The 24,019-nt window shown below is 72.6% G+C and carries 19 protein-coding genes and 2 pseudogenes; 8 read left to right on the forward strand and 13 right to left on the reverse strand.

Going from position 1 to position 24,019, the window contains the following annotated elements; translation table 11 throughout:
- Positions 1–22 precede the first annotated feature (22 nt).
- A complete protein-coding gene (locus ACIQOW_RS37020) occupies positions 23–1,132 on the forward strand; it encodes a DUF2776 family protein (protein WP_401092227.1) in 1,110 nt (369 codons plus the stop codon).
- A 157-nt stretch (positions 1,133–1,289) separates the two neighbouring features.
- Positions 1,290–1,421, forward strand: a complete 132-nt coding sequence (locus tag ACIQOW_RS37025) for a hypothetical protein (RefSeq protein ID WP_401092275.1) — start codon at positions 1,290–1,292, stop codon at positions 1,419–1,421.
- Between the two features lie 269 nt (positions 1,422–1,690).
- Here ACIQOW_RS37025 and ACIQOW_RS37030 read toward each other — a convergent pair whose 3' ends face one another.
- Both ACIQOW_RS37030 and ACIQOW_RS37035 read right to left on the reverse strand, forming a co-directional pair.
- Entirely contained in the window at positions 1,691–2,554 is an 864-nt protein-coding gene (locus ACIQOW_RS37030; protein ID WP_401092273.1) for a serine hydrolase, read from the reverse strand.
- An 86-nt stretch (positions 2,555–2,640) separates the two neighbouring features.
- Positions 2,641–3,591 (reverse strand): LysR family transcriptional regulator, encoded by a 951-nt coding sequence (locus ACIQOW_RS37035; RefSeq protein WP_401092228.1) that lies wholly within the window; start codon positions 3,589–3,591, stop codon positions 2,641–2,643.
- A 171-nt stretch (positions 3,592–3,762) separates the two neighbouring features.
- Between ACIQOW_RS37035 and bla the strand changes: the two genes are divergently transcribed.
- Positions 3,763–4,731: a class A beta-lactamase gene (bla, locus tag ACIQOW_RS37040; protein WP_401092229.1), complete on the forward strand. Its 969-nt coding sequence runs from the start codon at positions 3,763–3,765 to the stop codon at positions 4,729–4,731.
- A gap of 613 nt (positions 4,732–5,344) precedes the next feature.
- Positions 5,345–5,701, forward strand: coding sequence for a beta/gamma crystallin domain-containing protein (locus ACIQOW_RS37045; protein WP_401092230.1), 357 nt, complete (start codon positions 5,345–5,347; stop codon positions 5,699–5,701).
- A 461-nt stretch (positions 5,702–6,162) separates the two neighbouring features.
- Here the strand turns inward: ACIQOW_RS37045 and ACIQOW_RS37050 are convergent, their stop codons facing one another.
- The gene (locus tag ACIQOW_RS37050; RefSeq protein ID WP_401092231.1) at positions 6,163–7,008 is read right to left on the reverse strand and encodes a hypothetical protein; all 846 of its coding nucleotides are present in this window, start codon (positions 7,006–7,008) and stop codon (positions 6,163–6,165) included.
- Between the two features lie 342 nt (positions 7,009–7,350).
- Here ACIQOW_RS37050 and ACIQOW_RS37055 point away from each other — a divergent pair, with 342 nt between their 5' ends.
- Positions 7,351–7,608 (forward strand): DUF5302 domain-containing protein, encoded by a 258-nt coding sequence (locus ACIQOW_RS37055; protein ID WP_401092232.1) that lies wholly within the window; start codon positions 7,351–7,353, stop codon positions 7,606–7,608.
- A 299-nt stretch (positions 7,609–7,907) separates the two neighbouring features.
- Here ACIQOW_RS37055 and ACIQOW_RS37060 read toward each other — a convergent pair whose 3' ends face one another.
- On the reverse strand, positions 7,908–8,651 hold the full coding sequence (locus tag ACIQOW_RS37060; RefSeq protein ID WP_401092233.1) for a response regulator: 744 nt from the start codon (positions 8,649–8,651) through the stop codon (positions 7,908–7,910).
- Positions 8,648–9,787, reverse strand: coding sequence for a sensor histidine kinase (locus tag ACIQOW_RS37065; RefSeq protein ID WP_401092234.1), 1,140 nt, complete (start codon positions 9,785–9,787; stop codon positions 8,648–8,650). The genes ACIQOW_RS37060 and ACIQOW_RS37065 overlap by 4 nt, the downstream gene beginning before the upstream one ends.
- A gap of 167 nt (positions 9,788–9,954) precedes the next feature.
- Here ACIQOW_RS37065 and ACIQOW_RS37070 point away from each other — a divergent pair, with 167 nt between their 5' ends.
- Positions 9,955–11,145 (forward strand): alpha/beta hydrolase family protein, encoded by a 1,191-nt coding sequence (locus ACIQOW_RS37070; protein ID WP_401092235.1) that lies wholly within the window; start codon positions 9,955–9,957, stop codon positions 11,143–11,145.
- A gap of 69 nt (positions 11,146–11,214) precedes the next feature.
- On the opposite strand, the gene ACIQOW_RS37075 is transcribed toward ACIQOW_RS37070, so the two are convergent.
- The 8 genes and pseudogenes from ACIQOW_RS37075 to ACIQOW_RS37110 all read right to left on the reverse strand — a co-directional run bounded on the left by ACIQOW_RS37075 (position 11,215) and on the right by ACIQOW_RS37110 (position 22,591).
- Positions 11,215–11,868, reverse strand: coding sequence for a response regulator (locus ACIQOW_RS37075; protein ID WP_401092236.1), 654 nt, complete (start codon positions 11,866–11,868; stop codon positions 11,215–11,217).
- 4 nt (positions 11,869–11,872) lie between these two features.
- Positions 11,873–12,733: pseudogene (locus tag ACIQOW_RS37080) on the reverse strand (sensor histidine kinase); the annotation flags it as partial.
- A pseudogene (locus tag ACIQOW_RS37085) lies at positions 12,723–13,052 on the reverse strand (MMPL family transporter); the annotation flags it as partial. The pseudogenes ACIQOW_RS37080 and ACIQOW_RS37085, both read right to left, overlap by 11 nt.
- A 114-nt stretch (positions 13,053–13,166) precedes the next feature.
- A complete protein-coding gene (locus ACIQOW_RS37090; protein ID WP_401092237.1) occupies positions 13,167–13,943 on the reverse strand; it encodes a MerR family transcriptional regulator in 777 nt (258 codons plus the stop codon).
- Positions 13,940–15,037 carry a serine hydrolase domain-containing protein gene (locus ACIQOW_RS37095; RefSeq protein WP_401092238.1) on the reverse strand — a complete coding sequence of 366 codons (1,098 nt, stop codon included), beginning with the start codon at positions 15,035–15,037 and terminating at the stop codon, positions 13,940–13,942. The genes ACIQOW_RS37090 and ACIQOW_RS37095 overlap by 4 nt, the downstream gene beginning before the upstream one ends.
- A 383-nt stretch (positions 15,038–15,420) precedes the next feature.
- Entirely contained in the window at positions 15,421–16,554 is a 1,134-nt protein-coding gene (locus ACIQOW_RS37100) for a hypothetical protein (RefSeq protein ID WP_401092239.1), read from the reverse strand.
- A gap of 555 nt (positions 16,555–17,109) precedes the next feature.
- On the reverse strand, positions 17,110–20,052 hold the full coding sequence (locus ACIQOW_RS37105) for a hypothetical protein (RefSeq protein ID WP_401092240.1): 2,943 nt from the start codon (positions 20,050–20,052) through the stop codon (positions 17,110–17,112).
- 607 nt (positions 20,053–20,659) lie between these two features.
- A complete protein-coding gene (locus ACIQOW_RS37110; RefSeq protein ID WP_401092274.1) occupies positions 20,660–22,591 on the reverse strand; it encodes a DUF4157 domain-containing protein in 1,932 nt (643 codons plus the stop codon).
- A 215-nt stretch (positions 22,592–22,806) separates the two neighbouring features.
- Here ACIQOW_RS37110 and ACIQOW_RS37115 point away from each other — a divergent pair, with 215 nt between their 5' ends.
- Positions 22,807–23,298, forward strand: a complete 492-nt coding sequence (locus ACIQOW_RS37115) for a DUF2975 domain-containing protein (RefSeq protein WP_401092241.1) — start codon at positions 22,807–22,809, stop codon at positions 23,296–23,298.
- Entirely contained in the window at positions 23,298–23,519 is a 222-nt protein-coding gene (locus ACIQOW_RS37120) for a helix-turn-helix transcriptional regulator (protein ID WP_188297315.1), read from the forward strand. Before ACIQOW_RS37115 ends, ACIQOW_RS37120 begins: the two co-directional genes overlap by 1 nt.
- Positions 23,520–24,019: the final 500 nt, after the last annotated feature.

The raw sequence follows: 24,019 nt of genomic DNA on the forward strand, positions 1-24,019 counted from the left end.
CGCGAGGGAGCGAGGAGACCTGGTGAACCACGGAATGAGCGTGCTGCTCCGGGCGATTCCGCTGCTCATGGGTTCGGTGTCGGCCGCGCTCGGCGGCTACGTCCTCGGGCACTCCACCGGGCCGGGCGCCCGGGTCGCGGGCCTGACGCTGGTCTTCCTGGCCGCTGTCTGTCTCTGCCTGTTCGCCGTCGCGGCGACCGTCGTGCGGCAACTGATCGGCCGTTTCGGCGCGTTGGACCGGATCGGCTACCCGGCGTTCGGCTTCGCGGTGGCCGGGGCCGCCGTCGGCTACGGGCTGGGCCTGCTGGCGGAGAGCCACCGGCCGGTGGCCGACTTCGTGGCCGGCAGCGTGGTCCTCGGCATCGGCCTGGTCTGCGTGTGCGTCTCGTCGGTGGCCGCGGTCGCCACCCGCTTCACGCTGCTCGGGCAGAACGCCGTCCTGCCGGAGGGTTCCCCGCCGCGCTCGCCCGCGCCGTTCGGCCGGTCCGCGGCCCGGGCGCTGGTGGCGGTCCCGGTCCTTGCGGCCGCCGCCGCCTGGGCGTGGGCGATCGTCATGCTGGCCAACGGGGGCGGCGGGGACTCGGACGGGCGCTTCACGGCCGGGCACGTGGTGGTCGACCAGGCGATCGTCTGCACCGCCCTGATCGGGCTGGTGATCACCTTGCTGCGGCAGATCCGGAACACGTACACCCGGCGGGAGCGGGTCTGGTGGCTCGTCCCGGCCGCCGTGCTCGGCGCCATGGACATCACCGGGGGCCTGGTCGTCGTCGCCCTGGACCCCCGGCCCGGTCAACTGGCCACCGGGTACGTGCAGATCGGGCTGGGTCTGCTGTGCTGGACAGTGCTGAGCGCGGTGCTGCCGCTCGCTCTCGGCTGGCGCCGTGCCGCGCCGCCGGCCGGCCGCGCCCCGCTGGTCCCGGTCGGCACCACACTGCTGTGCCTGTTCATGTCGGCGTTCCTGTTCGAGTCGGCCGACCCGGACGTGATGGTCGCGGCCCGGGTCCTGGTCGGCCTCGGCGCCGCCTGCTTCTCGCTCTTCGCCGTGGTCTCCGTCCTGGAGGCCGGCGTCGCCGACCGGAGCCCCGAAAAGCCGGCCGAGAACAGCGAAGGCAGGGAGCCGAAGCTCTCCTGACATTGTCCGACTCCTACCGGACAGGGGGCCTTGCGGCAAGGCCCCCTCCCTGGCGCTCAGTCGCTGACCGAATCGGGAAACCAGCGCAAACCGCATATACCGGGTGCACCGCGTGCAATTGCCCGGCAGGGGATCGGAGAAGCAGGACACAGGGCACATGACTCAGCAGACGACCAGTGCCTTCGAGGTGCCCGAGCGGCTCGCCGCCAAGGCGGACCCGGCTCTGATCGCCGACGACGAACGGCACTTCGCCGGCACCCGGCCGCGGGCCAGGCCGGCGCCGTGGTGAAGGGTGCGGATGCCGTCATGCCGGGTCCAGCGCGGCCACATCGAACCGCGCACCGGAGGGGAGTCGGGGATCGGTCGGCCGAGGTCACGGTCGGCGGGCTCGGGCTGGCTGCCGTACAGGGCCGGCTCCAGCCGTTCGGGCGCGGCGGTGCGAACCGGGTCGGGGCGCAGGAGCGGGAGCGCAGGGGCCGGGGTGGTGGGGTGGTGGGGTGGAGGCCGCCCGGCAGGGGGCTGGGCGAGGAACGGCCGGCCGGGCCGGGGCGGGCCCGGTCAGCCTGCCCGGCCGGCGGCCGACTGGGCCCGGAGGGCGTCGACGGCGAGGCGGGCGGTGGTGCCGATGGCGGCGTCGGCGGCGGGCAGGGTGATGGTGGTGGCGGCGGCGCGGGTGAAGACGGCGAGGGCGTAGCGGCCGCCGTCGGGGTATTCGACGACGCCGACCTCGTGGCGCAGCGTGGGGAGGGTGCCGGTCTTGCCGTGGACGCGGACGTCGTCGTAGGGGAAGCCGGAGGCCAGGCGGTGGGGCCAGACCTGGAGGCCGAGGAGGCGTCGCAGGGCGGCGCCGTGGTCGCCGGGGCAGGCGTCGCCGTGCCAGAGGGCGGCGAGCAGGGTGGTCATGTCGCGGGGGGTGCTGTGGTTGGTGAAGGCGGGGTCGAGGACTCTGAGGCGGGCGACGACGGCGGGGTCGACCGGGGAGTCGGGGCCGGTGTCCTCGGCGAGGGCGGCGATGAGGTCGCGGAGTTTGTGGACGGCGACGGTGCGGGTGAGGCCGAGGTCGGTCATGGTGCGGTTGACGGTGTCGAGGCCGATCCGGTCCCACAGGATGTCGGCGGCGGTGTTGTCGCTGACGGCGGCGGTGAGGTAGGCGAGGTCGCGCAGGGAGAGGCGGGCGTCGTCGAGCATGGCGCCGAGGCCGGTGGCCCCGGGGGTGCGGCCGGCGGCGGGGACGTCGACATGCCGGGTGAGGTCGATGCGTCCGGCGGCGGCCTCCCGGTACAGCGTCACGAGCAGGCAGAGCTTGTGGACGCTGGCGGTGGAGACGGCGGTGTCGGCGCCGAGGCCGGTCTCGGCGCCGGTGTCGAGGTCGCGTGCGTGGAGCCGGCCGGTGACGCCGGCGTCGGCGAAGGCCGCGGCGATGCGGGTGCGCGCGGCGCGGCCGTGCGGGGTCCGGTCGGCGGCCGGACGGTCAGTGGCCGGACGGTCGGCTGTGGTGCGGTCGCTGGTCACAGCGGGAACTCCATTGCGGGCCGGGGGTAGAGCGGGGGGCGGTTGGGCGGCTGGGGCAGCAGGCCGCCGGGGCCGGTCAGCGCCTCGTGGGCGGCCTGGGCGAACAGCCGGACGGCGGGCCCGCCCCGCCCGGTCGACCAGGCCGTGGAGGTCCGCCAGGCCAGCGGGGTGCCGGTAAGCGGACGCCAGACTGTACCCGGCGGGGGTGTGGTGCGCGGCACCAGGGCGATGGCGCTGCCGGTGAGCACGAGCGCGCCCGCGACGTCCGGTCCCGGCGGGTCGACGACGGCCTCGGGGGTGCAGCCGTGCCTGGTCAGCGTGGTGAGGACCTCGTCGTACAGGGCCGGGGCGGTGGCGCGTGGGAAGAGGACCAGGCGCAGGCCGGTCAGGTCGGCCACCGCGAGCTCCGGGCGGTCGGCGTGCGGGCCGCCGGCGGCGAGCAGGGCGCCGAGCGGCTGGTGCAGGACGGGGCCGAAGGCCAGTCCGTCGGCCGGGCAGGGGTGGCGGACGACGGCGACGTCGACGGTGTGCTGGGCGAGTTCGCGCACCACGGCCGCGACGGGCAGTTCCCGCAGTTCGAGCCGGGTGCCCGGGGAGGCGGTCTCGAAGCCGGTGAGCAGCGCGGCGAGGGTGGCAGGCCCGAGTTCGGGCGGGACGGCCGCGCGCAGGGTGCCGGCCCGTCCGCTGCGCAGGTCGGCGGCGGTGGCGAGGAGGCGGGCGGCGCTGTCCAGGGTCTCCTCGGCCTCGACGAGCAGCAGCCGGCCCGCCGGGGTGAGGTCGACGCCGCGCGGGCCGCGGTCGAACAGGGTCACGCCGAGTTCGCGTTCGAGGCGCTGGACCCGCTGGGAGAGCGAGGGCTGGGCGATGCGCAGGCGCTCGGCGGCGCGGCCGAAGTGCCGTTCCTCGGCGACGGCGCGGAAGTGGCGGAGGTGCCCCAGCAGGTCCATGGGCAGCAATCATAGGTGTTTTCTTATCGTTCATTTCACGATTGCGGTCTTGGACTGGGGAGCCCGTGGCCTGTTTGGCTGAGCCTGATCGCGCGGATCGCGGCGGTGTGGACCACCGCTGCGGGGCGCGCCCGTGACCGCGATTGCACGAACCTCCTGGGGAGACCACCGATGACGCCCGACCTCCGCCGTACCGGCGCCCGTACCCGCACCGCGCTGCCCGCGGTGGCCCTGCTCGTGGCCGCGCTGGTCGGCGGGTGCGGTCAGGCGGGCGGCGCCTCGACGGCGGCGGCCCCCGGCACGGCGGCCCCCGGCGCGACTGCGGTGACGGCGGGCGCGGGGGCGGCCTCGGCCGATGCGGCGGACGCGGCCTTCGCGGAACTCGAGCAGCGGTTCGGCGCCCGGCTCGGCGTGTACGCGGTGGACACCGGCAGCGGCCGGGAGGTCGTCCACCGGACCGACGAGCGGTTCGCGTTCGCGTCCACGATCAAGTCGCTCGCCGCCGGGGCCCTGTTGCGCAAGGCGTCCGACGCGGACCTGGACAAGGTCGTCCCCTACCGCCAGGAGGACGTGCTGGCGTGGGCACCGATCACCTCGCAGCACGTGGCGACGGGCATGAAGCTGCGTGACCTGGCCGCCGCCTCCATCCGGTACAGCGACAACACCGCGGCCAACCTTGTCTTCGCCGAACTCGGCGGCCCGGCGGCCGTTCAGCAGTCCCTGCGCGACCTGGGCGACTCGACCACCAGCGTCGACCGCACCGAACCCACCCTCAACGAGGCGACCCCGGGCGACGCCCGCGACACCAGCACGCCGCGCGTCCTCGCCGCCGACCTGCGCCGCTACGTGCTCGGCGACGTCCTCCCGGAAGGCCGGCGCGGGCTGCTGACGGACTGGCTGGTCGGCAACACGACCGGCGGCCCGTACATCCGCGCGGGGGTGCCCGCCGACTGGAGGATCGGTGACAAGACCGGCAACGCGGGCTACGGCACCCGCAACGACGTCGCCGTGGCGTGGCCGTCGGGCGGGCGCAGCCCGATCGTGATCGTCGTCCTGACCGACCGCGGCAAGGCGGACGCCACCTCCGACGACGCCCTGATCGCCCGGGCGACGAAGACCGTCGTCAGCGCCCTCGGCTGACGTCCGTAGGAGCGTCCCCTCCCGAAGGAGCTCCCCTTCCCGACCGACCGGGAGCCCCGGCCGCGATGATGGCCCCGGCGGTGCCGGCCCCGAGCGGCGATCCACCGCGTCAGGGGGTGTCGCCGGCCCAGTCCCAACGGGAACGGGTCGGCGGGGCGCGGTGCGTGGTGGGCGCGGCGGCCGCCGTACCGGGCCGCGAACCCGTGTGGCGCGTGTCGGCGCGGCACAGCCTCGCGCCGCCGGGAAGACTGGCCTGCACCGGTGCCCTGGTGGCCGAGCCGGCCTCCGGGTAGTCCCTTTTCTGGCCACGTGCCCCCGAGCACCGGTCCGGCGCGTTCGGCGGTCCCACGATCTCCCCATGTCAGAACGGCCGACAGGTGGCCTTCGGTCGACGTTCCGGCCCCCCGGCCCCGGAACCTCTCGGGCCACACCAGAAACAAAGCACCCCACGCCTTGCGGAGATCCCGCATGGAAATGGCCTGGAACACGCTGGGTCAAGGCGCGTTCGATTGACCCTCATAAAAACGGCCTGGATACTGATTGGGCACGACGCAACAGAAATTCGTTGCACAGCTGAATTCGATTCGAAATTTCATCTGACTGGGGAGGATACATGTTCTCGAACGCGAAGAAGGTCGTGGGTTCGATGGCCGTGGCCTTCGCCGCGGCGGCCACGCTGACCGTGGCCGTGCCGTCCGGCAGTGCCTTCGCCATCGACCACATCCCGTGTGACGGAAGCCGCAATGACTTCCTCAAGATCTGGTCGCACCTCGACGGCCGTGACAGCGTCGACTGCTACGCGAACGGCGGGACGATCGGCTTCGGCGGGTGGTGGGTCGACCGGATCTCCACGGGAAACAACGACCTGGTCTACTCCGACGCCAACGGCGACTCGGTGCGGGTCAACCGCTGGACCGACATCTCGTACCCGAACCGCCCGCCGAAGGTCGACTCCATCCGGATCCTCTGAAGAACCGGCGGAGCGGGCCCCGCTCGGAATTCTCCCGGCCGCATCGCCACAAGTCCCATCACTTGGGTCGCCGTCGAATTTTTCCGTGGCGTGAATTCGCTCCAGCCCGGCTCATCGGTGCCGGCCATGCCCCCCGGCATGGCCGGCACCGGTCTGTGGCGCCGCGGCCTGACAGGCCTGGTGCCTGCCGCCTCCGGAGAGATGCCCGGCCCTCCAGGCCGCCGAGCACCTACGGACTCCGGGCACCGCTCGTCGAGGACAAGCTCGCCGGCAGGGAGGTCGCCGTCTCCACCGGCCCCGCCGCGAGGCCCGCGACACCCTGCTGCTGCGCACCCTGCCCGCGACCGCCGCCGTCGCCTCCTGGCCCCCGCACGCGGCCTCGCGCAGGGCGGTGGCCGGTCCGGCCCGGCCCCAGGGGCCGACTGAGTCCCTGAGTCGGCGGCAGCCGCCGACTCGGGCGCTCACAGACGCTTGTCCTCGGGCGGGCTCTGGGGCAGGTGCATCTCGTCATGGCGCGCCTGTATGCGAGCGATCACGCGTTCCTGTCCCAGCTTCCTTGCTTGGCGGAGCTTGGCTTCGGCGACGAACACGGGAGCCCAGAACAACCAGCCCCACAGGCTGAAGTCCAGCACTCCACTCCACACCAGCGCCTTGTTCGTGCCGAACGACGCCACGAACGTCAGCACGTACGCTTCGACCCGGTGCGCGAGAAGCAGGCGTAGCGGTGCGTTCCGGGCCCCCTGCAACAGCTCGACCGCCGCGGCGAGTTCAGCGGCCCGGAGGTCTTCACCCGTGTCCTCGCCGGACTCGCCACGAGCGGCTCGCCGTAGCGCGTCGGTCACCAGCACGCTCTGCTCCGCTTTGGCCGCCTGCTGAGCCCGCCCTTGAACAGCGGCGACGTTCAGGTCGTCCCAGTAGCCCCGTCCGGCCCAGCCCGTCGCATCATCGACCCGCTCGCGCTCGGCCGACCCGGGCGGGGCCAGCTCTTCGATCCTTTCCCGCAGAGCCACAACACGGCGCGCCCGCCCCGGGTACTCGAAAGAGTCCGAGCGAAGGCACAGCTCCAGGTACGACACCAGGAGTCCGAGATCGTCCGCTGCCAGCGCGAGGCCGTCACGATATGCGGCCTCAGCCTCGCGATCATGGTCGTCCTCGTCTTCCGCGGCATGTGCCTGTCCGAGCCAGCGGAAGAGGACCGGATCGGGTCCGCACTCCTTGAGCCCCGCCTGTGCCGCGGCTCTCACAGCCTCATAGCCACCCACGGCGAAGAGCTCCGAGCATCTCTCCACGTACTGCTGCCGTTCCACGTTCCCACCCCAGCCGTCCGAAGCAAGCACCTCGGCACCGCTCTCAACCACCACTTGATCACGAACGCCGCGTCAATTGTGCACCCGGCAGCCGAAGCCACTTCTCGACGCCTGCCCCACCCCGCTCACCTGCTGTGACTCAGCACGCTGCTCGTCGCGGGCCTGCCCCGTCGGCCGCCGACGCTCAGCGATGTCGAGCAGCGACTGCCGGAAGTTCGCCGCCGATGGCGACCGGGGTCGGCAGCTGGAAGCTCTCGGGACGCACTGGTAGGCCGGGCCGGTTCTGGGACATGACATGGTGTCCCGTGAAGGCATCAGCCCCATCCCACCAGGAGGTCCTGCATGAGCAGCGACGTAGCGTCACCCGAGAACCCCGAGAACCCCGAGAACTCCGAGGGGCCGGAGGCCGGCCCGGCCGTCGAGGCTCCCGCGGCGGCCGCTCAGGGCGACGTCAAGGCCCGGTTCCTCGCCGCGCTGGAGCGCAAGCACGGCGCCAAGGGCGGGGGCACGGCCGGCGGTCCGAACGGCGATTCGAAGATCCACGGCGCGCACGCCGCGGCAGGGGGTAAGCGCAACTTCCGCCGCAAGAGCGGCGGCTGACCGCACCGGTGCGCAACGAGGCGGCCGGGCCTCGGCGGGGCGGGCGGCCGCGGGCGGGCGGGCGGGGCGGACGGGTTCCGGTTCCGCCGTTGCCCGGTGGCTGCGGTGCCAGGAGCGGTGGTGGTGACGCTGCCACCTCCGGTGGGCGGCCACAGCCCGGCGGTGCGGGGGTGGTGCGGGCCGCGCGTCGGGTGACACGGGCTCCGGCTTGGTGGTCGGTGAGCCGCACCCGGATGCCGCCCCGTCCGCCCCGTCCGGTACGTCGCGGTCGTCGGAGGAGCGGAGACCGTGCGCGGGGTCTACGCACCGCCGGGCGGGTCCCCCTCGGGGCTGTCGTCACGGCCGGTGGGCTGTGGGCCTGTGGACGGGAGGTTTCCGCCGGGGATGACCATGCCCGTCTCGTAGGCGATGACGACCATCTGGGCCCGGTCGTGGGCGTGGAGCTTGGCCAGCAGCCGCCGGACGTGTGTCTTGACGGTCGCGATGCTCAGCCCCAGGTGCTCGGCGATCGCGTGGTTGGGCAGTCCCCGGGCCACCAGGCGGAGGACTTCCCGTTCCCGTGGGGTCACGCCCGCCGGCTCCCGGGTGAGTCGCGGGCTCTGCTCGTGGCGTCCGGCGAACTCCCGGATCAGGCGGCGGGTGACCGCGGGCGCGAGCAGGGCGTCGCCGGAGGCGACCACCCGCAGGGCTGTCAGCAGGTCGGCGGGGAGGATGTCCTTCAGGAGGAATCCGCTGGCTCCGCCGCGCAGTGCCGCGTACACGTACTCGTCCAGGTCGAACGTGGTCAGGACCAGCACGCGGGTGCCGACGGCGTCCGGATCCGCGCAGATGCGCCGGGTGGCCTCCAGACCGTCCATGCCCGGCATCCGGATGTCCATCAGCACGACGTCGGGCCGCAGCCGCAGGGCGAGTTCGACGGCCTGCTCGCCGCCGGCGGCCTCGCCCGCGACGGTGAGGTCCGGCACGCTCTCGATGAGCAGGCGGAAGCCCGCCCGCAACAGCGCCTGGTTGTCGGCGATGAGGACCCGGACCGGCCGGTTCACCGTACTGTCCCCGGTCCGCAGGGCAGCCGCGCATGCACCCGGAACCCGCCCGTCGCCAGGGGGCCGGCGGAGAGGGTCCCGCCGCACATGGCCGCTCGCTCCCGCATCCCGACGAGTCCGTGCCCGCCGCCAGGACGCCGGGACGGGAGCCGCGACGGGAGCCGGGACGGCGCGTCGTTGACGACCTCGATCTCGACCGCCTCGGGACCCGTCCGGGACAGGTTCACCCGGCAGTTGGCCGATCCCGCGTGCCTGACGACGTTGGTGAGGGCTTCCTGAACGATCCGGTAGACCGCCAGTTCCACGCCCGGGGGCAGCGGTGGCTCCGGGTCGACGGACAGCTCCACGCGCGGGCCCGCGCCGGCCGCGAGCGCGGGCAGGTCCGCCAGACCGGGGGCGGGCCCCGACTCGGCTCCGTCACCGGGCGACCGCAGAACGCCGAGCATGCGGCGCATCTCGGTGAGCGCCGTCCGGCCCGCGGTCCCGACCAGTGCGAGGGTGCGCTCGGCCTCCTGCGGGTTGGTGGAGGCCACCGCACGGGCCACCTCGGCCCGTACCGCGATGACCGTCAGATGATGGGCCACCACGTCGTGGAGCTCGCGGGCGATCCGCAGGCGCTCGTCCGTCACGGCCTGTCGGGCGGCGAGTTCCGCGTACGACCGCTGCTCTCTCAGCGCGGTGCCCACCAGCCAGGGCAGGGTCATCATCAACGACGCGAAGACGACACCCCCCGCGACCCCGGAGGCCGGGACCGCTCGCGGCGCGAGGGCCATGGCCGCCGCGACGGCGCCCAGCGAGCAGCCGAGCGCCGTCGCGGACCGGCGCCGCGGCTCCCGCGCCGCCACCGTGTACAGGGCGGCCCCGACGGGGACCCAGGACTCCTCCCATCCGGTGAACGCCATGGCGAGGACCGCCCCGGCCAGGACCGTGTACAGAACCCGGACGGGCCGTCTGCGCCGTACCGCGACCGGCAGCCAGACCACCGCCGCCACGGCTCCCGCGAGCCAGCCACCGCTGTGCGTCTCGCTCGCGCCGAACGCCAGGGCAAGGAGCACGGCCGCGACCGTGTCCACGCCGTGCCACTGTCCGTCCCGCAGACGTCCGGCCACCAGCGGCCGTGGCTCCCCATCGTCCATGCCGGCCACGCTATCCAAGCGGGGCCCGGAGCCTGTCAGCCCCGAGGACGTCATCTCACGGGCTGAGTCATCCGCGTGGCTGATGCCCCTCGTACCCTCCTGGGCTGACACCGGGTTCCTCCCCGGGGGCGAAGCCGTCGAGCCCGTCGGACGGAACAGTGGAACGCATGAATCGGAGAACACTGCTGTCCTCGTGCGCCGCACTGGCCGCCGCCACGGCCCTGGGTCCGCTCGCGCCGCCGGCCGTCGCGCTCCCGGGGCAGGACGATCCCGTGCGGTTCCGGTTGCCCGCCCCGAACGGGCCGTACCCGGTGGGTACGGTCGCGCTGCACCTGGCCGACACCGCGCGGCCGGACCCCTGGGTGCCCTCCCGCCCCTGCCGTGAGCTGATGATCAGCATCTGGTACCCCGCCCGCGGCGGCGCGGCCCGCCCCACTGTTCCCTGGATGCCTGCGGCGGCGGCCGACCGGTACCTGAGCCTGCTCGGCCTGCCTCCCGGCCGGGTGCAACTGGGAGACACCCACGGCCACGAGGGCGCTCCCGTCGGCGGCCCACCGGGCCTCCTGCCGGTCGTGCTCTACTCCCCCGGCGCCAACGCGTCACGGTCGTTCGGCACCGGCGTCGTGGAAGACCTCGCCGGTCACGGCTTCCTGGTGGTCACCGTCGACCACACCTACGACGCCGCCGCCGTCGAGTTCCCCGGTGGACGCGTCGAGACGAATCCGCTGGGCAGGATCAGCGACTACGCCAAGGCCCTCGCGGTCCGTACCGCCGACATCCGCTTCGTCCTGGACCGGCTCGCCGTCCTCCAGTCGGGTGGCCACCCCGGCGTCTGCCGCACCCCGCTGCCCACGGGCCTGCGCGGGGCGCTCGACCTGCGGCGCGTCGGGATGCTCGGCCACTCCCTGGGCGGCGCCACCACCGCCGCGACGATGCTCACCGACGGGCGGATCACCGCGGGAGCGAGCCTGGACGGGGGCGCGGCGGGCCCGGTGGTGGACGCCGGGCTCGACCGTCCGTTCCTGGTCGTGGACACCCCGGGCAAGGGCGGCATGGAGAGCAACCCCGCCCTGCGCGCGTTCTGGTCGCATCTGCGCGGCTGGCGCCTGCATCTGACCGTACGGGGAGCCGCGCACGAGTCGTTCGGCGACGATGCGCTGATCCTGCCGCTGATCGCCCCTCTCCTGGGCATGTCGGCGCCCGATCTGGAGGACGAGGTCGGGACGATTCCCGGCCACCGGGCACAGGCGTTCCAACGCGCCTACCCGCGGGCCTTCTTCGACCTCCACCTCCGCGACCGGGGGCGGCTGCTCGACGGTCCCTCCCCCGACTTCCCCGAGGTCGACTACGCCCGGTGAACGCCTCGGCGCCGGGCTCGGGAAGACCGGCGGGTCCACCGAACGCGGCGCCTCCGGCCGGCGCCGACGTCAGTGACGCCTGTTCAGCAGCCCGCGTTCGAGGGCTACGACCACCGCGTGGGTGCGGTCCCTGACGTCGAGCTTGGCGAAGACCCGCAGCAGATGGGTCTTCACCGTGGCCTCCGCGATGACCAGCCGCCGGCCGATCTCCGCGTTGGACAACCCGTCGGCGACCGCGCTCAGTACGTCCGCCTCCCGCGTGGTCAGAGCCACCGGAGCGGGCTGCCGCATGCGCGCGACCAGCCGCTCCGCGACCCTCGGGGCCAGGACGGTCTCGCCGCGGGACGCGGACCGGATGGCATCGACGAGCTGGTCACGCGTGGTGTCCTTGAGCAGGTAGCCGATCGCGCCGGCCTCGACCGCGCGCTCGATCTCCGCGTCGGTGTCGTACGTGGTGAGGATCAGCACCCGGGTCCCCGGGTGGCGGGCGACGATCTCGGCGGTGGCACTCGCCCCGTCGAGGACCGGCATCCGCAGATCGATCAGTGCCACATCGGGCTTCAGGAGCCCGACGAGTTCGACGGCCGCGCGGCCGTCGCCGCCCTCCCCGACGATGTCGATGGCGGGTTCCGAAGCCAGCAGGGCGACGACCCCGGCGCGCATGACCGTGTGGTCGTCGACCACGATGATGCGCAGGCTTTCCGGTTCCGTTCGGACTGTCATGTCGTCACACCTGACTGTTCGCGGGAATCACGGCGAGGACGCGGGTGCCGTCGCCGGGGGAACTGGTGACGGTGAGTTCGCCGCCGAGTTCGGCGAGGCGGTTGCGCATGCCGTTGAGCCCGAAGCCGGCGGAGTCCTCGACCACGAAGCCCCTGCCGTCGTCGGTTATCTCCAGTTCGACGCCGTACGCGGACGCGGTGAGGACGATCTCCACCGCGGAGGCGGCCGCGTGCTTGCGGACGTTGGCCAGGGACTCCTGGGTGCAGCGCAGGAGCGCGATCCGGGCCGGCTGGTCGCACTCGACGTCCGGCAGGTCCGCGGTGACGGTGAGCCCCGTGTCCTCGGTGAACCGGTCCAGGGTCCGGCGCAGGGCCCCCGCGACCGAGCCGAGGGCGGGACCGCTCTGCGGGGCGGAGCCGACGAGTACCCGCGCCTCGGCGAAGTTCTCGCGTGCGGTGTTCTCGATCGAGAGCAGTTGCCGGGCGCTCCTGCCCGGGTCCGTGTCGAGGCCGGAGCGGGCCGCCTCCGCCAGCACGATGATGGATGCGAAGCCCTGGGCGAGGGTGTCGTGGATCTCCCGTGCGAGCCGCTCGCGCTCCTCCGTGGCGCCCTGGAGCCTGTGCGCCTCGGCCAGGCGCCGTTGGGCGCTCTCCAGCTCGCCGGCCAGGCGGCGGGCGCGCTCGTCGCTCTGCTCGACGATTCGGACCACCCCCAGTCCGAGCAGCACGCTCACCGTGTAGCCGATGAGGGTGAAGACGATGTTGCCGGTGGAGAAGTCCTCCACGTGCCGGCTCTGATGGCGGACGATGCCGGCGACGGTGGCCGCGGCGGCGGCGCCGCTGAACGCGATCGAGTACCGCGGGCTCCACGCTGTCCACCTCGGGAAGCTTCCGCATCCGCTCGGTGAGTTCCCGCGCGGCCGAGGCGGCGGCGGCCGTGTCCAGCGGTCCGGACCTGGCGTGGATGATGATCTGCTCGGTCGGCCGCTGCTACAGGCCGCCCGCGGTCGCGATCGCCTCGGCCCGCCCCGCCTCACCGACCCGGTAGTCCTCGGTCGTGGCTTCGTGGGAGCCGACCGTGACGCCGGCACCGAGGCACAGGATGACGAACGCGAACCAGCCGGCGATCGCGCGCCACGCGTGCCGGGCGCTCCATCGGGCTATCCGGACAGGGAGTTGACTCATACCCGAGATCCTGGTCGGCCGGGGGCGGAGCCCGACACGCCCGGCCGGTTGAACCTCGGGTCCACCGTTCGGTGGACAGGACGGCCCTGCGGGGCGGTACGGCAGGACGTTCCGTCAGCGGTGCGGGATCGGTACGCCCGCGGCCCGGAGCTTGGCCTCGGTGAGCGCGGTCAGCCGGGCCGCGACCGGTGCCTGGTCCCCACGGTGGTTGTTGATCAGCTTGTACTGGGCGGAAGCCCTGGACCATGCCCGCAGGCCGGCACGGTCTCCCTGCAACGCGGGGTCGGCGAGGTAGCGCTCGGCCATGGCGGTCGCGAGTTCTTCGATTCTCGGGTCGTCCGGCTCCCAGGTCTCCGCCTCCCGGCCGCGCTTGATCAGGTCGACGTGCTCGGGGTCGTCCAGTCCGTGTTCGAGTCGGGTCAGGAAGCCGTCGAAGCCCTCCGGGACCAGCGCCCTGGCCAGCACCAGTGCCTCGCGTTGTGCGGCCACGTAGTCGGGGCCGAAGCCGAGACCGGGCATCCGGTCCAGGATCGCGCAGGCGCGGTCGGGCAGCAGGGCCCGGTCGCCGTCGGCGAGCCGGTGCAGCGTGTCGCGGCGGGCGGTCAACTCGTCGATGCGCCGGGTGAGTTGCCGCCCGACGTCGGCGAGTGCGGCGCCGAACTGCTCGGCGCCGGCACCGAGCATGGGGCCGACCTCGGCCAGTGGCACACCCGCGGCGGCCAGCGTCCGCACCTGTACCAGCCGCAACAACTCGCCGGATCCGTACCGCCGGTAGCCGGAGCTGTCGCGTTCCGGCTCCGCGACCAGGCCGAGCTTGTGATAGTGCCGCACCGTCTTCACCGTGACGCCGACGAACGCCGCCGCCTGCCCGATCGTGACCCCGTTCCTCATCCGCCCAGCCTGCCGCAGAACACCTCGTCGAGGAAGCGCTGCTGGGCACTCCGGAAGGCCGGTGCCACGGCCATGCCGGCGTCGTCCACCCAGGTCAGCCCGGCGGTCAGCGTCCTGGCACCGTCGGCCGTGCCGTACATCAGCGCCGCCGAGCCCATGACGGCGCCGTGGTGGTGGAAGACGGTGCCGCCGTCCGTCTCCTGCGCGAACACCCCCAGGCCGTAGCCGGCCGTCGGTTCCGGTGTGCGCATCTCGGTCAGCAGGGCGGCCGGCAGGAGCTTGCCTCCCATCAGTGCGGAGAAGTACGTGTGGAGATCCTTGGTGGTCGAGATCATGTCGCCGCCGGCCCCCACCCAGGACGGGTTCTGGCGGGTGACGTCGACGGTCCGCTGCTGCCCGGCGTCCTCGTAGCGGTAGTAGCCGTGGTTGTGCGGCTCGGGGATCTCCGGCGAGGTGCCCGGCGCCACGGTGCCGGTCATCTCCAGCGGCCCGAGGATCAGCCGCCGCAACTCCTCGGCGAACGAACGACCGGTGACCTTCTCGACCACCAGCCGGGCCAGCACGTAGTTGGTGTTCGCGTAGCTCCAGCCCGCACCCGGCGCGAACCGCGCCGGCCTGGACAACGACAGCCGCACCAGCTCTTCGGGCCGGTAGGTCCTGAAGCGGGCGTCCACCCACTCCTTGCCCCGCCAGGGCACCCCGGGCACGATCGTCCCGTCCTCGTAGAGCTCGCCGGTGTGGTTGAAGATCCCGCTGGTGTGCTGCAGCAGCATCCGGACCGTGATCCGCCGGTCCGGCCCGAACTCCGGCAGGTAGTCGGCGACCGGGGCGTCCAGCCCGATCCTGCCCTCGGCCACCAGCATGAGCACCGAGGTGGCGACGAAGTTCTTGGTGGTGCTGCCGATGCGGAAGTGAGCGTCGGTCAGCGGCCTGGTGCTCCCGCCCAGCTCGCGCGCGCCGGCGCTGCCGACCCACTCGCCCCGCTCGTCGTTCACCCGTAGTTGGATCCCGGTGAAACCGGCCTCGACCAGTTCCTCGATCGCCTTCCGCAGCTCCGGACGGTCCTGCTCCTGGCCGGAAACAGCAGTGTGCATGGTGGCTCGCTCCTTCGTGTCGCCGTGTCGGTCCCGGCGTCCTGCCGATGTGCCGAGCCTCCACCCTGACCCAGGGTCAACCTCAACTGTGGCCTGGACCACAGCGGAGGCCTGCCGCAGGACATAACGCTTGCGTCACGACCGGAGATCGCGTGCAGCACACGCCGAGGGTGGTCGCCGCTTCGGCGTAGCCGAGCCCGGACCGGACGCACAGCGCGAAGACCTCGCGTTCCCGCCAGGGCCTCGCGGGCGGCCGCGAGTTCCTCGGAGTCGGCCATGCGGCCGACGAGTTCGTCCGCGAAGCCGGGGACCACCTCGGCGGCGGGGACGGGGCGGGCGCGGGCCCGGGGCGGTGGTGCGCCCCGGGCCCGGCCGCCGGCGGGTCAGGACGCCGAGGTGTACGCGGTGAAGAAGCGGGACGGGAGCGGCGAACCGGAGGCGTTGAAGCAGATCGGGTACAGGTTCACCGTGCCGGCGCTGCGGTTCCACGGGGCGGCCAGGGTGCAGTGGTCCGGACCCGGGCCGAAGGCCGTCACCTGCGCGGTGTCCGGGGGCACGGCGATGTTCGGCAGGTTGACGGTGTAGGGGACGGAGCCGGCGAGCGTGTTGGCCGCGCCGGAGGAGTTGAAGCTGGTCGCGGCGGGCACCCCGCCGTTGAACCACAGGTAGCCGTAGGACTTGGGCGGCAGGGCCGGCCCGTGCACGGCCCGCTTCTCCGAGTAGCTCAGCGTCCAGCGGGTGTCGTACAGGACGTTGCCCGCGTTGTAGCAGTTGACGATGACGGTCTGGCCGGTCGGGGACGGCGACCAGTCGGCGACCTTGCAGCGCGCGCCGTTGACCGCGTCGACGGCGGTGACCTCCAGGTTGCCGGCCGGGGTGGACTGGCCCAGGCCCGGCAGCCAGACCTTCCAGACGCCGGTGCCGCCGGAGCCGACGGCGTTGGTGCCACCGGTCGAGTTGTACTGGGCGGCCACCGGTCCGGTCGGGTTGGCGAAGACGTAGCCGTAGCCGCCGACGGCCGGGGACGGCACTCCGCTGCTGGTGGTGTAGAGGACGGTGAAGCGGTTGTCCTCGGGCGCCCCGCCCGTGCGGTAGCAGCCGACGGCGACGTCCTGGCCGGAGCCCGCGGTGGCCCAGCCCCTGACCTGGCACCAGGAGCCGGTGCGGGCGACGGCGGTGACGTGCGCGATGCCGCCGGGACCCGCGATCAGCGGGAAGTGCACGACGTAGGAGCCGGTGCCGACCTTGTCGACCTTCACCGGGTTGGAGGCCGGCGAGGGCCAGCTGCCCCACTGGCGGGTGGTGTCGGGGACGTACCCCGGCGACGGCGTCGGGTTGTCGAGGTAGGCGAAGCCCCAGCGGTCGGGGACGGCGGCGTACGCCGGGCCGGTGGCCGGGAGGCCGACGCCCACGAGGGCGGCCAGCACGGCGAGGACGAGCGGCAGGGCGCGGACGGCGCGGAACGCGCGGTCCGCGGGGACGGGTCTGACCGGTGGAACGTCGGTGCCGGCGTGCATGGGCGTACCCCTCGGGTGTGGGTGGTCACGGGCGGCCTGCGCGGTGGTGCCCGCCCTGCTGCTGCGCTCGTGCCCGGGGTGAGCCGGGCACGCGGCGGCCGGCGGGGCGACCGGTCCGTCAGGGAGGGGACCGGTGCCGCCCGGTGTCGGCCGGCAGGGGCGGGGTCGGGGGTCAGGCCCGACGGGGCTCACATCGTAGGGGCGCTCCGGGCGCGCCGCACAGGCCTGCGGCGGGCGCGGGCCGGGCCGTTGCCGGCCCTTCCCCGGGCGTCCGGAGGACGCCCCTCCGGACGCGTCGCGCCCCGGCCGTCCCGCCCGCCGCCGCACCGGCACCGCCGGCCCCACGGTACCCTCACGTCCCGTCCGCGCCGTGGCCGGAAACGGCCGTTCCGGGTCCGCCGGGCGGAACCGTTCGTACCGGGGGCGGCGGTTTGGCGGGATCTCATCAGGGCGGTGTCCGGGGCATTGACCCGGGTCCCGCCCGGCGGTTGGCTCCTACCCCGGGCCGACCGCCGAGGGCGCGGGCCGCCGGTCGTGTACGGGCCGCGCGAGGTGCTAGAGGCGGAACGGGTTCCCGCCCTGGCCGGCCAGCAGGTACCAGGCGGTGGCGCCGGTGTGGAGGGAGGCGTAGTAGATGTCGCCTTCTCCGGTGGCGAGTCCGTCGCTGGAGGCTGCCACGATGCCCTGCCCGTCGCCGTTGGGCGCCTCGGCCTGGATCCTGGTCAGGGTGTCCTGGAGGACGGCGGCCTTGTCCCGGTCGCCGGCCGCGCCGCGGGCGTGGTAGGCGGCCAGCAGGTGGGCGGTGCCCTCCAGCCAGACCTTGCCGGTGTCGGCCTTGGCGAAGCTCACCCCGCGGTAGGGCCCGTCGGTGGCGGCGAGGTGCTCGGCTGCCCAGTCCACCGAGCGGGAGAAGGACGGGTCCAGGGTGGCGAGGTAGCTCCAGGTCTGGACGTCCTCGGGGACGCTGTCCCGGTTCTGGGTGACGCCGTCGGTCCCGGTGCCGGTCCACAGCCGGCCGTCGTCGGCCTGCATGCCGCGCACGAACGCGAACGCGTTGTCCGAGCGGGACTTCCAGGTCTGGTCACCGGTGACCTGCGCGAGCATGGCGAAGAACGCGCCGACGTCGATGTTGTGTTCGGTCGCCTTCCACTCCCGGCGCACCATCGCGTCCCCCGTGCCGCCGGTGTCCACCCAGCCCCCGGTGTACCCGCCCAGGCCCCGGCTGTCGGCGGCGTTGGTCTGGATCCACTCCGCGGCCTTCAACGCGCCCTCGCGGAAGCGCTGTTCGCCGGTCTCCTTGTACAGGCGGGAGAACGCCATGCCGGCCCAGGCCATGTTGCCGGTGTAGACGGAGAACCCGCCCACGTAAGGGGTGCCGTCGGCGGTGACGAAGGGGTTGGGGAGGTAGGAGGCGCGGATGCGGCCGTCGGGCACCTTGTCGTGCGCCTGGGCGTAGAGCAGGCTGTCGCCCAGCCGGGTCGCCCTGGCGACGTCGCGGTTCTTGCGCTGGAGCAGTGCGGCGATCATGACGGAGTTGTCGTAGGTGAAGGACGACTGGTAGCCGTCCGGCCCGAACTCCGCGCCGGGGGCGAAGTGCCCGCCGGTGTAGCTCTGCGGCACGCCCAGCCCCGAGACCGCGTACCGGTCGTGGGTCTTGGCCAGGAACGACGCCGCCGCGCCCAGCGACGCGTCGGGGGCACCCGGCACGTCCTCGGGCAGGGAGATGTCGCCGGTGGCCTCGACGTATTCGTCCGACAGCCCCGTTCCCTGCGGTATCAGGGTGAACCGCTGGCCGGGATCGTCCTGGTTGCAGGGTTCCTGGGTGGCCACACCGCTCACCAGCATCTGGCCGGAGCCGAACCAGCGGAAGCCTTCCGAGACCTTGAGACAGGCGTTCAAAGGCCCGTTCCTGATGATCACCGGGGACTTGTTGGGGTCGGCGCTGGGGATGTGCACGAAGTTGAAGCTGTGATCCCCGTTGTTGAACTTGAGCCTTCGGTGGTACGTCTCGTCGATCAGGGAGTGTGTGGTTCCCGAAGTGTCCAGGGCCAGTTGGAGGTTCCACACCGTGCCCGGCCGGCCTGGATCGGTGCCTATGGCCCGCCCCTGCGGGACGGAGCCCAGGACGGCGCCGTTCTCGGCCCTGACGGTCACCCTGTCGTAGAGCTCCTGGGGCACCTTGGTGGCGGGCAGCAGCTCCATGTCGCCGGGGCCGATGTCGCGGGTGCCCCAGGGCGTGCCGACCGTGATGGTGGCGCCCAGGGTCCTCAGTACCGTGTCCATGCGGACGAAGGTCATCGAGGTGGTGCACTGGGCCGTCAGACTCGTCGTGCAGAGTTGGGAACCGCGGCTTCCTCCCGAGGAGACGATTCCCACGGCCGTCACGTACTGTCCGGGTGACCCGTTGTCGTTGGGGTCGGCGAGCACGACCGGCCCGCCGCTGTCACCCGTGATGCCCGCCCACGGATCCCGGTCCAGAAGGGTCGGGACCTTCTTGCTCTGCCAACCGCTGCTGTACGTCCCGCTCTTGTAGGTGATGACCCCGTCGCTGGTCTCCGAGGCCGGCACGGTCGCGGAGTAGCTGTCGAGGTAGCCGGTGACACGGATGTTGCAGGTCGTACCGGAGCGGGATCCGCCGTTGCAGACGTAGTTGCCGCTCTGCGGCAGTTTCGCACTGCTGACCCAGGTCTTCTGAGTGGTTCCCGGCTCGCCCTTGAGCCCCGGGCCGGTCCACATCTTCGGCTCGAACGCGGTCCCGGGGAACGGCCTGATGGCCGCGATGTCGTAGGGCACACCGTAGGGGTCCGAGTATCGGGGGGTCACGCGCTCGCCGAACGCGGGCCCGTAGGGATCGCTGCTGGGCCGGCGGTCCTGCTTCCCGCCGGGGACGAAGCAGTGGTCGGCGGTGAACATGACCGGCGACGCGTTGATCTTTCCGGTGAATCCGGTGCTGCAGATCGGACGGATCATCTGCGCACCGGCGGCACTCGGGTCGTTCTCACGATCGGGATAGGCCCCGGGGTCGGCCAGCGCGATCGAGGACTGTCCGTCGGATGTCACGTGCACCGCCACACCCAGGCCGGCGACGGCTTCGCGCAGTCGCCGAGCGTCCGCGTCGGTACCGATCACCGGCACGGACAGCGCACTGGCGTCCGTCTCACGCTTGACGTGCTCGAGCCCGATCCCCGCCTGCTGGGCCAGGTCCCTCACCCGCGCGGCGGCGTCCGCCAGCTGGCCCTCGGTGTGGGCGGCCGGCTTGACCTCGACCGCGACCCGCCCGGTGGCGATGATCGCTCTGGCCTGAGGGGTCACGGGGCCGCGCCAGTAGACGGTCAGGTGCCGCTTGTCCGGTGAGGCGTCGACCCCTCCGACGCCCTGATCGGCACTCTGGCCCGGTGACTTCTGCAGCGCGTAGGCGGTCTCGTTCATCCGGTCCTGGAGGTTGAGTACCTGATCCCAGGACATGAACGGAACGGGGCTGCCGAGTGAGTTCGTCACCGGTTCGACACCTGGTGCGGCTGCGACCCCGAGCATTGACGTGGCGAGGGCGACACAGGCCAGGAAGAGCCGTGGTCTGCCGTGCCGCGATGAATGGATGCGACGAGAGGACAAAGTTCTTTTACTCCTATGGAATGGAACCGATTGTTCGGATGCCGATTCACCGTCCCGGACGGCCCGGAGAGCGCGGTGAGGGCGTCCTGACGGGCGTCGGGGTCCGACTGGTGGTCAAGTCGGTCGTTTTTCGAGGACTCGGTCGTGCCTGAGACGCGGGCGCCGGGGTAGCGCCGCCCACGCCATCCGGCTCTACGGCCGGGGCGCCCGGGCGAGTTCAGTCGTCCGGCGAAACCGGAGCGGGCTTCGCAGGGCCGGCGGGACGCCCTGCGGGCCGACCGCTCGAACACGGCGGTCCATGGCTCTACGCGCGGGCCGCGCCCGGCTCCTGCCCGAGAACGGTTCCGCGGCGAAGGTGACGGCCCCCGCTGACCCCTGGCCGACGGCCTGGCCGGCTACTCGGGCAGCGTCGCGGCGCACTCCGGGTGGGCGGCGCCGGCGTGGCGCACGGCGGTCTTCGCGGTGATGCCGAACAGCCGTATCCCGCCCACGCTCACTGGTCGTCGATCTCCATGTCGGACGGCCCGTCACGGCGGGACTGCGGCACCAGGGATTCCTCCATGGCTTCCCTGGCCTTCTTGCCGCGGTCCTTGGATTTCACTCCCTTGACGCATGTCGAATACTTTTCACCGCTCTCGATCCTTTCGAGTGCGGCGCCGATGAGCTCGCCCATCTCCTGGGCCACCGCGGCTCTGTCCTTGCACCGGGAAGCCTCCTGTTCGGCCTCCTTCTTCTGGTCGCCCGTCAGGTTCGCACCGAGGATCTGCCAGTTCTTGGCCCTTTCCTGCCAGACCCTCTCCGTGGACTCCCACGCATCCCTCTTGGCTCCCCAGGCGCTCTCCAGGCCCTCCGGGGATCTCTCTTCCTCGGCTTCCTTGATCAGCTCGTCCGCCACGCCGTGGTCGGTCCCCGCCGCCGCCTCGAGCGTGCGGATTCTTTCGTCAAGAGGAAGATCGATCCCCTCGCGTCCGGCGATGACAGCGGTGATCGCCTTGTTCGAGAAGTTGTTGCCCTTTCTGCCGCGGGCATGGAAACTGGTCGTCTTGTTGCCGACGCCGTACATGTCGAATATTCCCTGGCGGCCGTCGCCGGGTTTTGCGTCGCGTTCACTGGCGGTCTGCTCGAGAGTGATGCGGTCACCGCCGTCCACGGCCACCACCGCCGCCACGTGGAACGGCCATCCGGAGGCGTTGTTCGGATTCCCCTCCTCGTCCAGTGACGTCTCCACGGTGACGAACGCCTGGCCGACTTCCGGGCTCTCCTGGTGGTTCGGGCCCTGCCCCGTCCCTTCCCGCCGGCCGGCGTACTTCTTCGCCGCGCCGATGTTCTCCTCGTTCCCCTCGCCGAACAGCAGGTCCTCGCCGGCGCCGCCGGTGATGCCGCGGAACTTGCTGACGACCGGTGCCTCGGCCGCCTCCTGTTCGGTTTCCGCGTACTTCAGGGACCTCCCGTGCATGACCTCTTCGGCGGTGTGGGCGCAGTCCGCCAGGAAGAGTCCGTCCGGCACGTATTCAAGGTACTGGCTTCCGCCGTAACTTATGGACGGGGCGTTGCTCCGACGGCAGCCCTTCGGGATTTCCGTGGCATCCTCCCTGACCCATATCACATTGGACCAGTTGTCCCCTTCCATGCCGAGCAGGACGTATTTCCCGCTTTCGGATATGCGGGCTTTCGAGAAGTCACCGATCTCCGCGTCCACGGTCGCATAGCGCTGTACCGCCGTCGTCCCGGCCCCGGCCCCGGCCGAAGAGGACGAGGCTCGGTACGACGCTCCCGCGGCCTCGGGGGCGAGGGAGGGCCCGGCCATGACCCGGCGCGCGTTCGCCTCGGCTTCGCGTTCGAAGCGGTCGGAGGGGTCGGACACCCTCAGGCCGGAACCGTTGTCGGTGCCGGCGACCGGGCCCCGGCGCTGCTGGATGACGTGGGTGAGCTCGTGGGCCAGGGTGTGCGTGTCGCCTCCGCCCTCGCCGATCACCACATGGCTGCCGGAGGTGTAGGCGCGGGCGCCGACTTCGGTGGCGGAGCGCCGGGCGGCGGGGCCGTCGTGGATGCGGACGTCGGTGAAGTCGGCGCCGAAGCGGTTCTCCATGTCGGTGCGGGTGGTGTCGTCGAGGGGGCGGCCCGCGGAGCGCAGGACGTCCGGCACGGCCGAACGCCGCACCGCGGCCCCGGGACCGGCACCGGCCCGCTGGTGGGTGAGGTGGCCGCAGCCGGCGTCGTGTTCGTGGCGTTGCACGGCCGGTGGGACGTGTCCGGTGCGGCGGAGCATCCGCACGACCGCGGCGTTGCCGGCACTGCGCTGCAGGGCGAGCAGCCCGCTGGGGAGCGACGCGGGGGCCTGTTCGCGGGGGACGTTGTCGGTCCTGCGGGCGGCCGGTGGCGCGGGGGTGCGCGCGTCCTGGTGGTCGGGGTCGTGTGCTCGCATGACGGACTCCTTCACCGGACGCGTGTGGGCGACCCACTTCTAGCGCGCCGCCCGGCCGGACGGTAGGGCCGGGAGGGCAGAGGGGAGGGCAGCCCGGTCGTCCCGCGCACCCGCTCCGCCGGCCTGCGCGCGAAGCCGCCTCCGGTCCGCTGACTCTTTGCTCTATCTATCGATTTTCGATAGATTCCCATCGCAACTCGATGGGAGGATGGGTCTTGGGAAAGCTGACAGTGCGTGCGCTGCGCGCCGTGCTCGTGGTGGTGCTCACCGGCAGTGTGCTCGTCCAGGTCCTGATGGTGTGGGCGCTGGTCAGCGGGAAGGACCAGGAGGACGGTTCGCTCCCGCTGACCGCACTGCGCGTGATCACGATCCTGGGCATCGGCACGGCCCAGGTCGCCATGGGCTGCGTCTGGCGGCTGGTGACGATGGTGCGACACGGAACCGTGTTCTCCCACGCCTCCTTCCGCTACGTGGACGGCATCATCGGGGCCATCGTCGCGGCCGCGCTCACGTGGTTCGCGGTGACCGCCGTGAACGCACCCGGCCAGCGGGACGACCCGGGCGTCACCGGCATCATGGCCGGGATCGGCGTGGCCGTCCTGGGCGTCGCGCTCATCGTGCTCGTGCTGCGCAAGCTGCTCGCCCAGGCCGTCGCCCGCGACGTCGAAGCGGCCCGGATGCAGGCCGAGTTGGACGAGGTGATCTGATGGCGATCGCCGTCGACATCGACGTGATGCTGGCCAGGCGGAAGATGTCCGTCGGCGAACTCGCGGACCGTGTGGGGATCACGCCCGCCAACCTGGCGGTACTCAAGAACGGCCGCGCCAAGGCGGTGCGCTTCGCGACGCTCGCCGCGCTCTGCGAGGTGCTCGAGTGCCAGCCGGGCGACCTGCTGCGCTGGGAAGCCGAGGACACCGCAGGCGAATGAACCACACCGCCGGCACGTCATCCTCGGCCCCTGACCTCGACCGGGTCCGCGGCGGCCGGACGGACGGTGAACCGGTAGGTCGAGCGAAGTGCGGGCGGGACCCCGGGCGGCGGTGCCCGGGGTCCCGCTCTGTCCTCGTCCTCGCCCTCGCCCTCGTCCGCGCCTGGGCCTGGGCCTGGGCGAGCCCACCGTCTCTCGGCGGCGGGTCAGCGCTGTTCAGTCGTCTGCTGTCCGGTGATCTTGTGGCGCGGGGACGCTCTCGGTGTTCGCCGGGTCGGCGGGCGCAGGATGCTCTTCGCTCGGCACCGTGCGCCCGGGCCGGCTCAGCGGGTCACCAGCCGCTGCCTATCTCGCGGCCGGCGCCGACCTGGCCGGTGCCGCCGGTACCGGGGTAGACGTACAGGTTGCCGTTGCCGTTGTTGCGGGCGACGACATCGGGTTTGCCGTCGCCGGTGTAGTCCGCGACACCGGCGAACGTGAAGTTCTGCCAACCGCCACCG

The sequence above is a fragment of the Kitasatospora sp. NPDC091335 genome, from assembly GCF_044757205.1.
Lineage (GTDB): Bacteria > Actinomycetota > Actinomycetes > Streptomycetales > Streptomycetaceae > Kitasatospora.

Coding starts and splice junctions, on each gene's coding strand:
- ACIQOW_RS37090 (WP_401092237.1), bottom strand. CDS start 13,943: ATGAGGAACGGGGTCACGATCGGGCAGGCGGCGGCGTTCGTCGGCGTC.
- ACIQOW_RS37045 (WP_401092230.1), top strand. CDS start 5,345: ATGTTCTCGAACGCGAAGAAGGTCGTGGGTTCGATGGCCGTGGCCTTC.
- ACIQOW_RS37025 (WP_401092275.1), top strand. CDS start 1,290: ATGACTCAGCAGACGACCAGTGCCTTCGAGGTGCCCGAGCGGCTCGCC.
- bla (WP_401092229.1), top strand. CDS start 3,763: ATGACGCCCGACCTCCGCCGTACCGGCGCCCGTACCCGCACCGCGCTG.
- ACIQOW_RS37120 (WP_188297315.1), top strand. CDS start 23,298: ATGGCGATCGCCGTCGACATCGACGTGATGCTGGCCAGGCGGAAGATG.
- ACIQOW_RS37055 (WP_401092232.1), top strand. CDS start 7,351: ATGAGCAGCGACGTAGCGTCACCCGAGAACCCCGAGAACCCCGAGAAC.
- ACIQOW_RS37100 (WP_401092239.1), bottom strand. CDS start 16,554: ATGCACGCCGGCACCGACGTTCCACCGGTCAGACCCGTCCCCGCGGAC.
- ACIQOW_RS37070 (WP_401092235.1), top strand. CDS start 9,955: ATGAATCGGAGAACACTGCTGTCCTCGTGCGCCGCACTGGCCGCCGCC.
- ACIQOW_RS37110 (WP_401092274.1), bottom strand. CDS start 22,591: ATGCGAGCACACGACCCCGACCACCAGGACGCGCGCACCCCCGCGCCA.
- ACIQOW_RS37095 (WP_401092238.1), bottom strand. CDS start 15,037: ATGCACACTGCTGTTTCCGGCCAGGAGCAGGACCGTCCGGAGCTGCGG.
- ACIQOW_RS37035 (WP_401092228.1), bottom strand. CDS start 3,591: ATGGACCTGCTGGGGCACCTCCGCCACTTCCGCGCCGTCGCCGAGGAA.
- ACIQOW_RS37075 (WP_401092236.1), bottom strand. CDS start 11,868: ATGACAGTCCGAACGGAACCGGAAAGCCTGCGCATCATCGTGGTCGAC.
- ACIQOW_RS37065 (WP_401092234.1), bottom strand. CDS start 9,787: ATGGACGATGGGGAGCCACGGCCGCTGGTGGCCGGACGTCTGCGGGAC.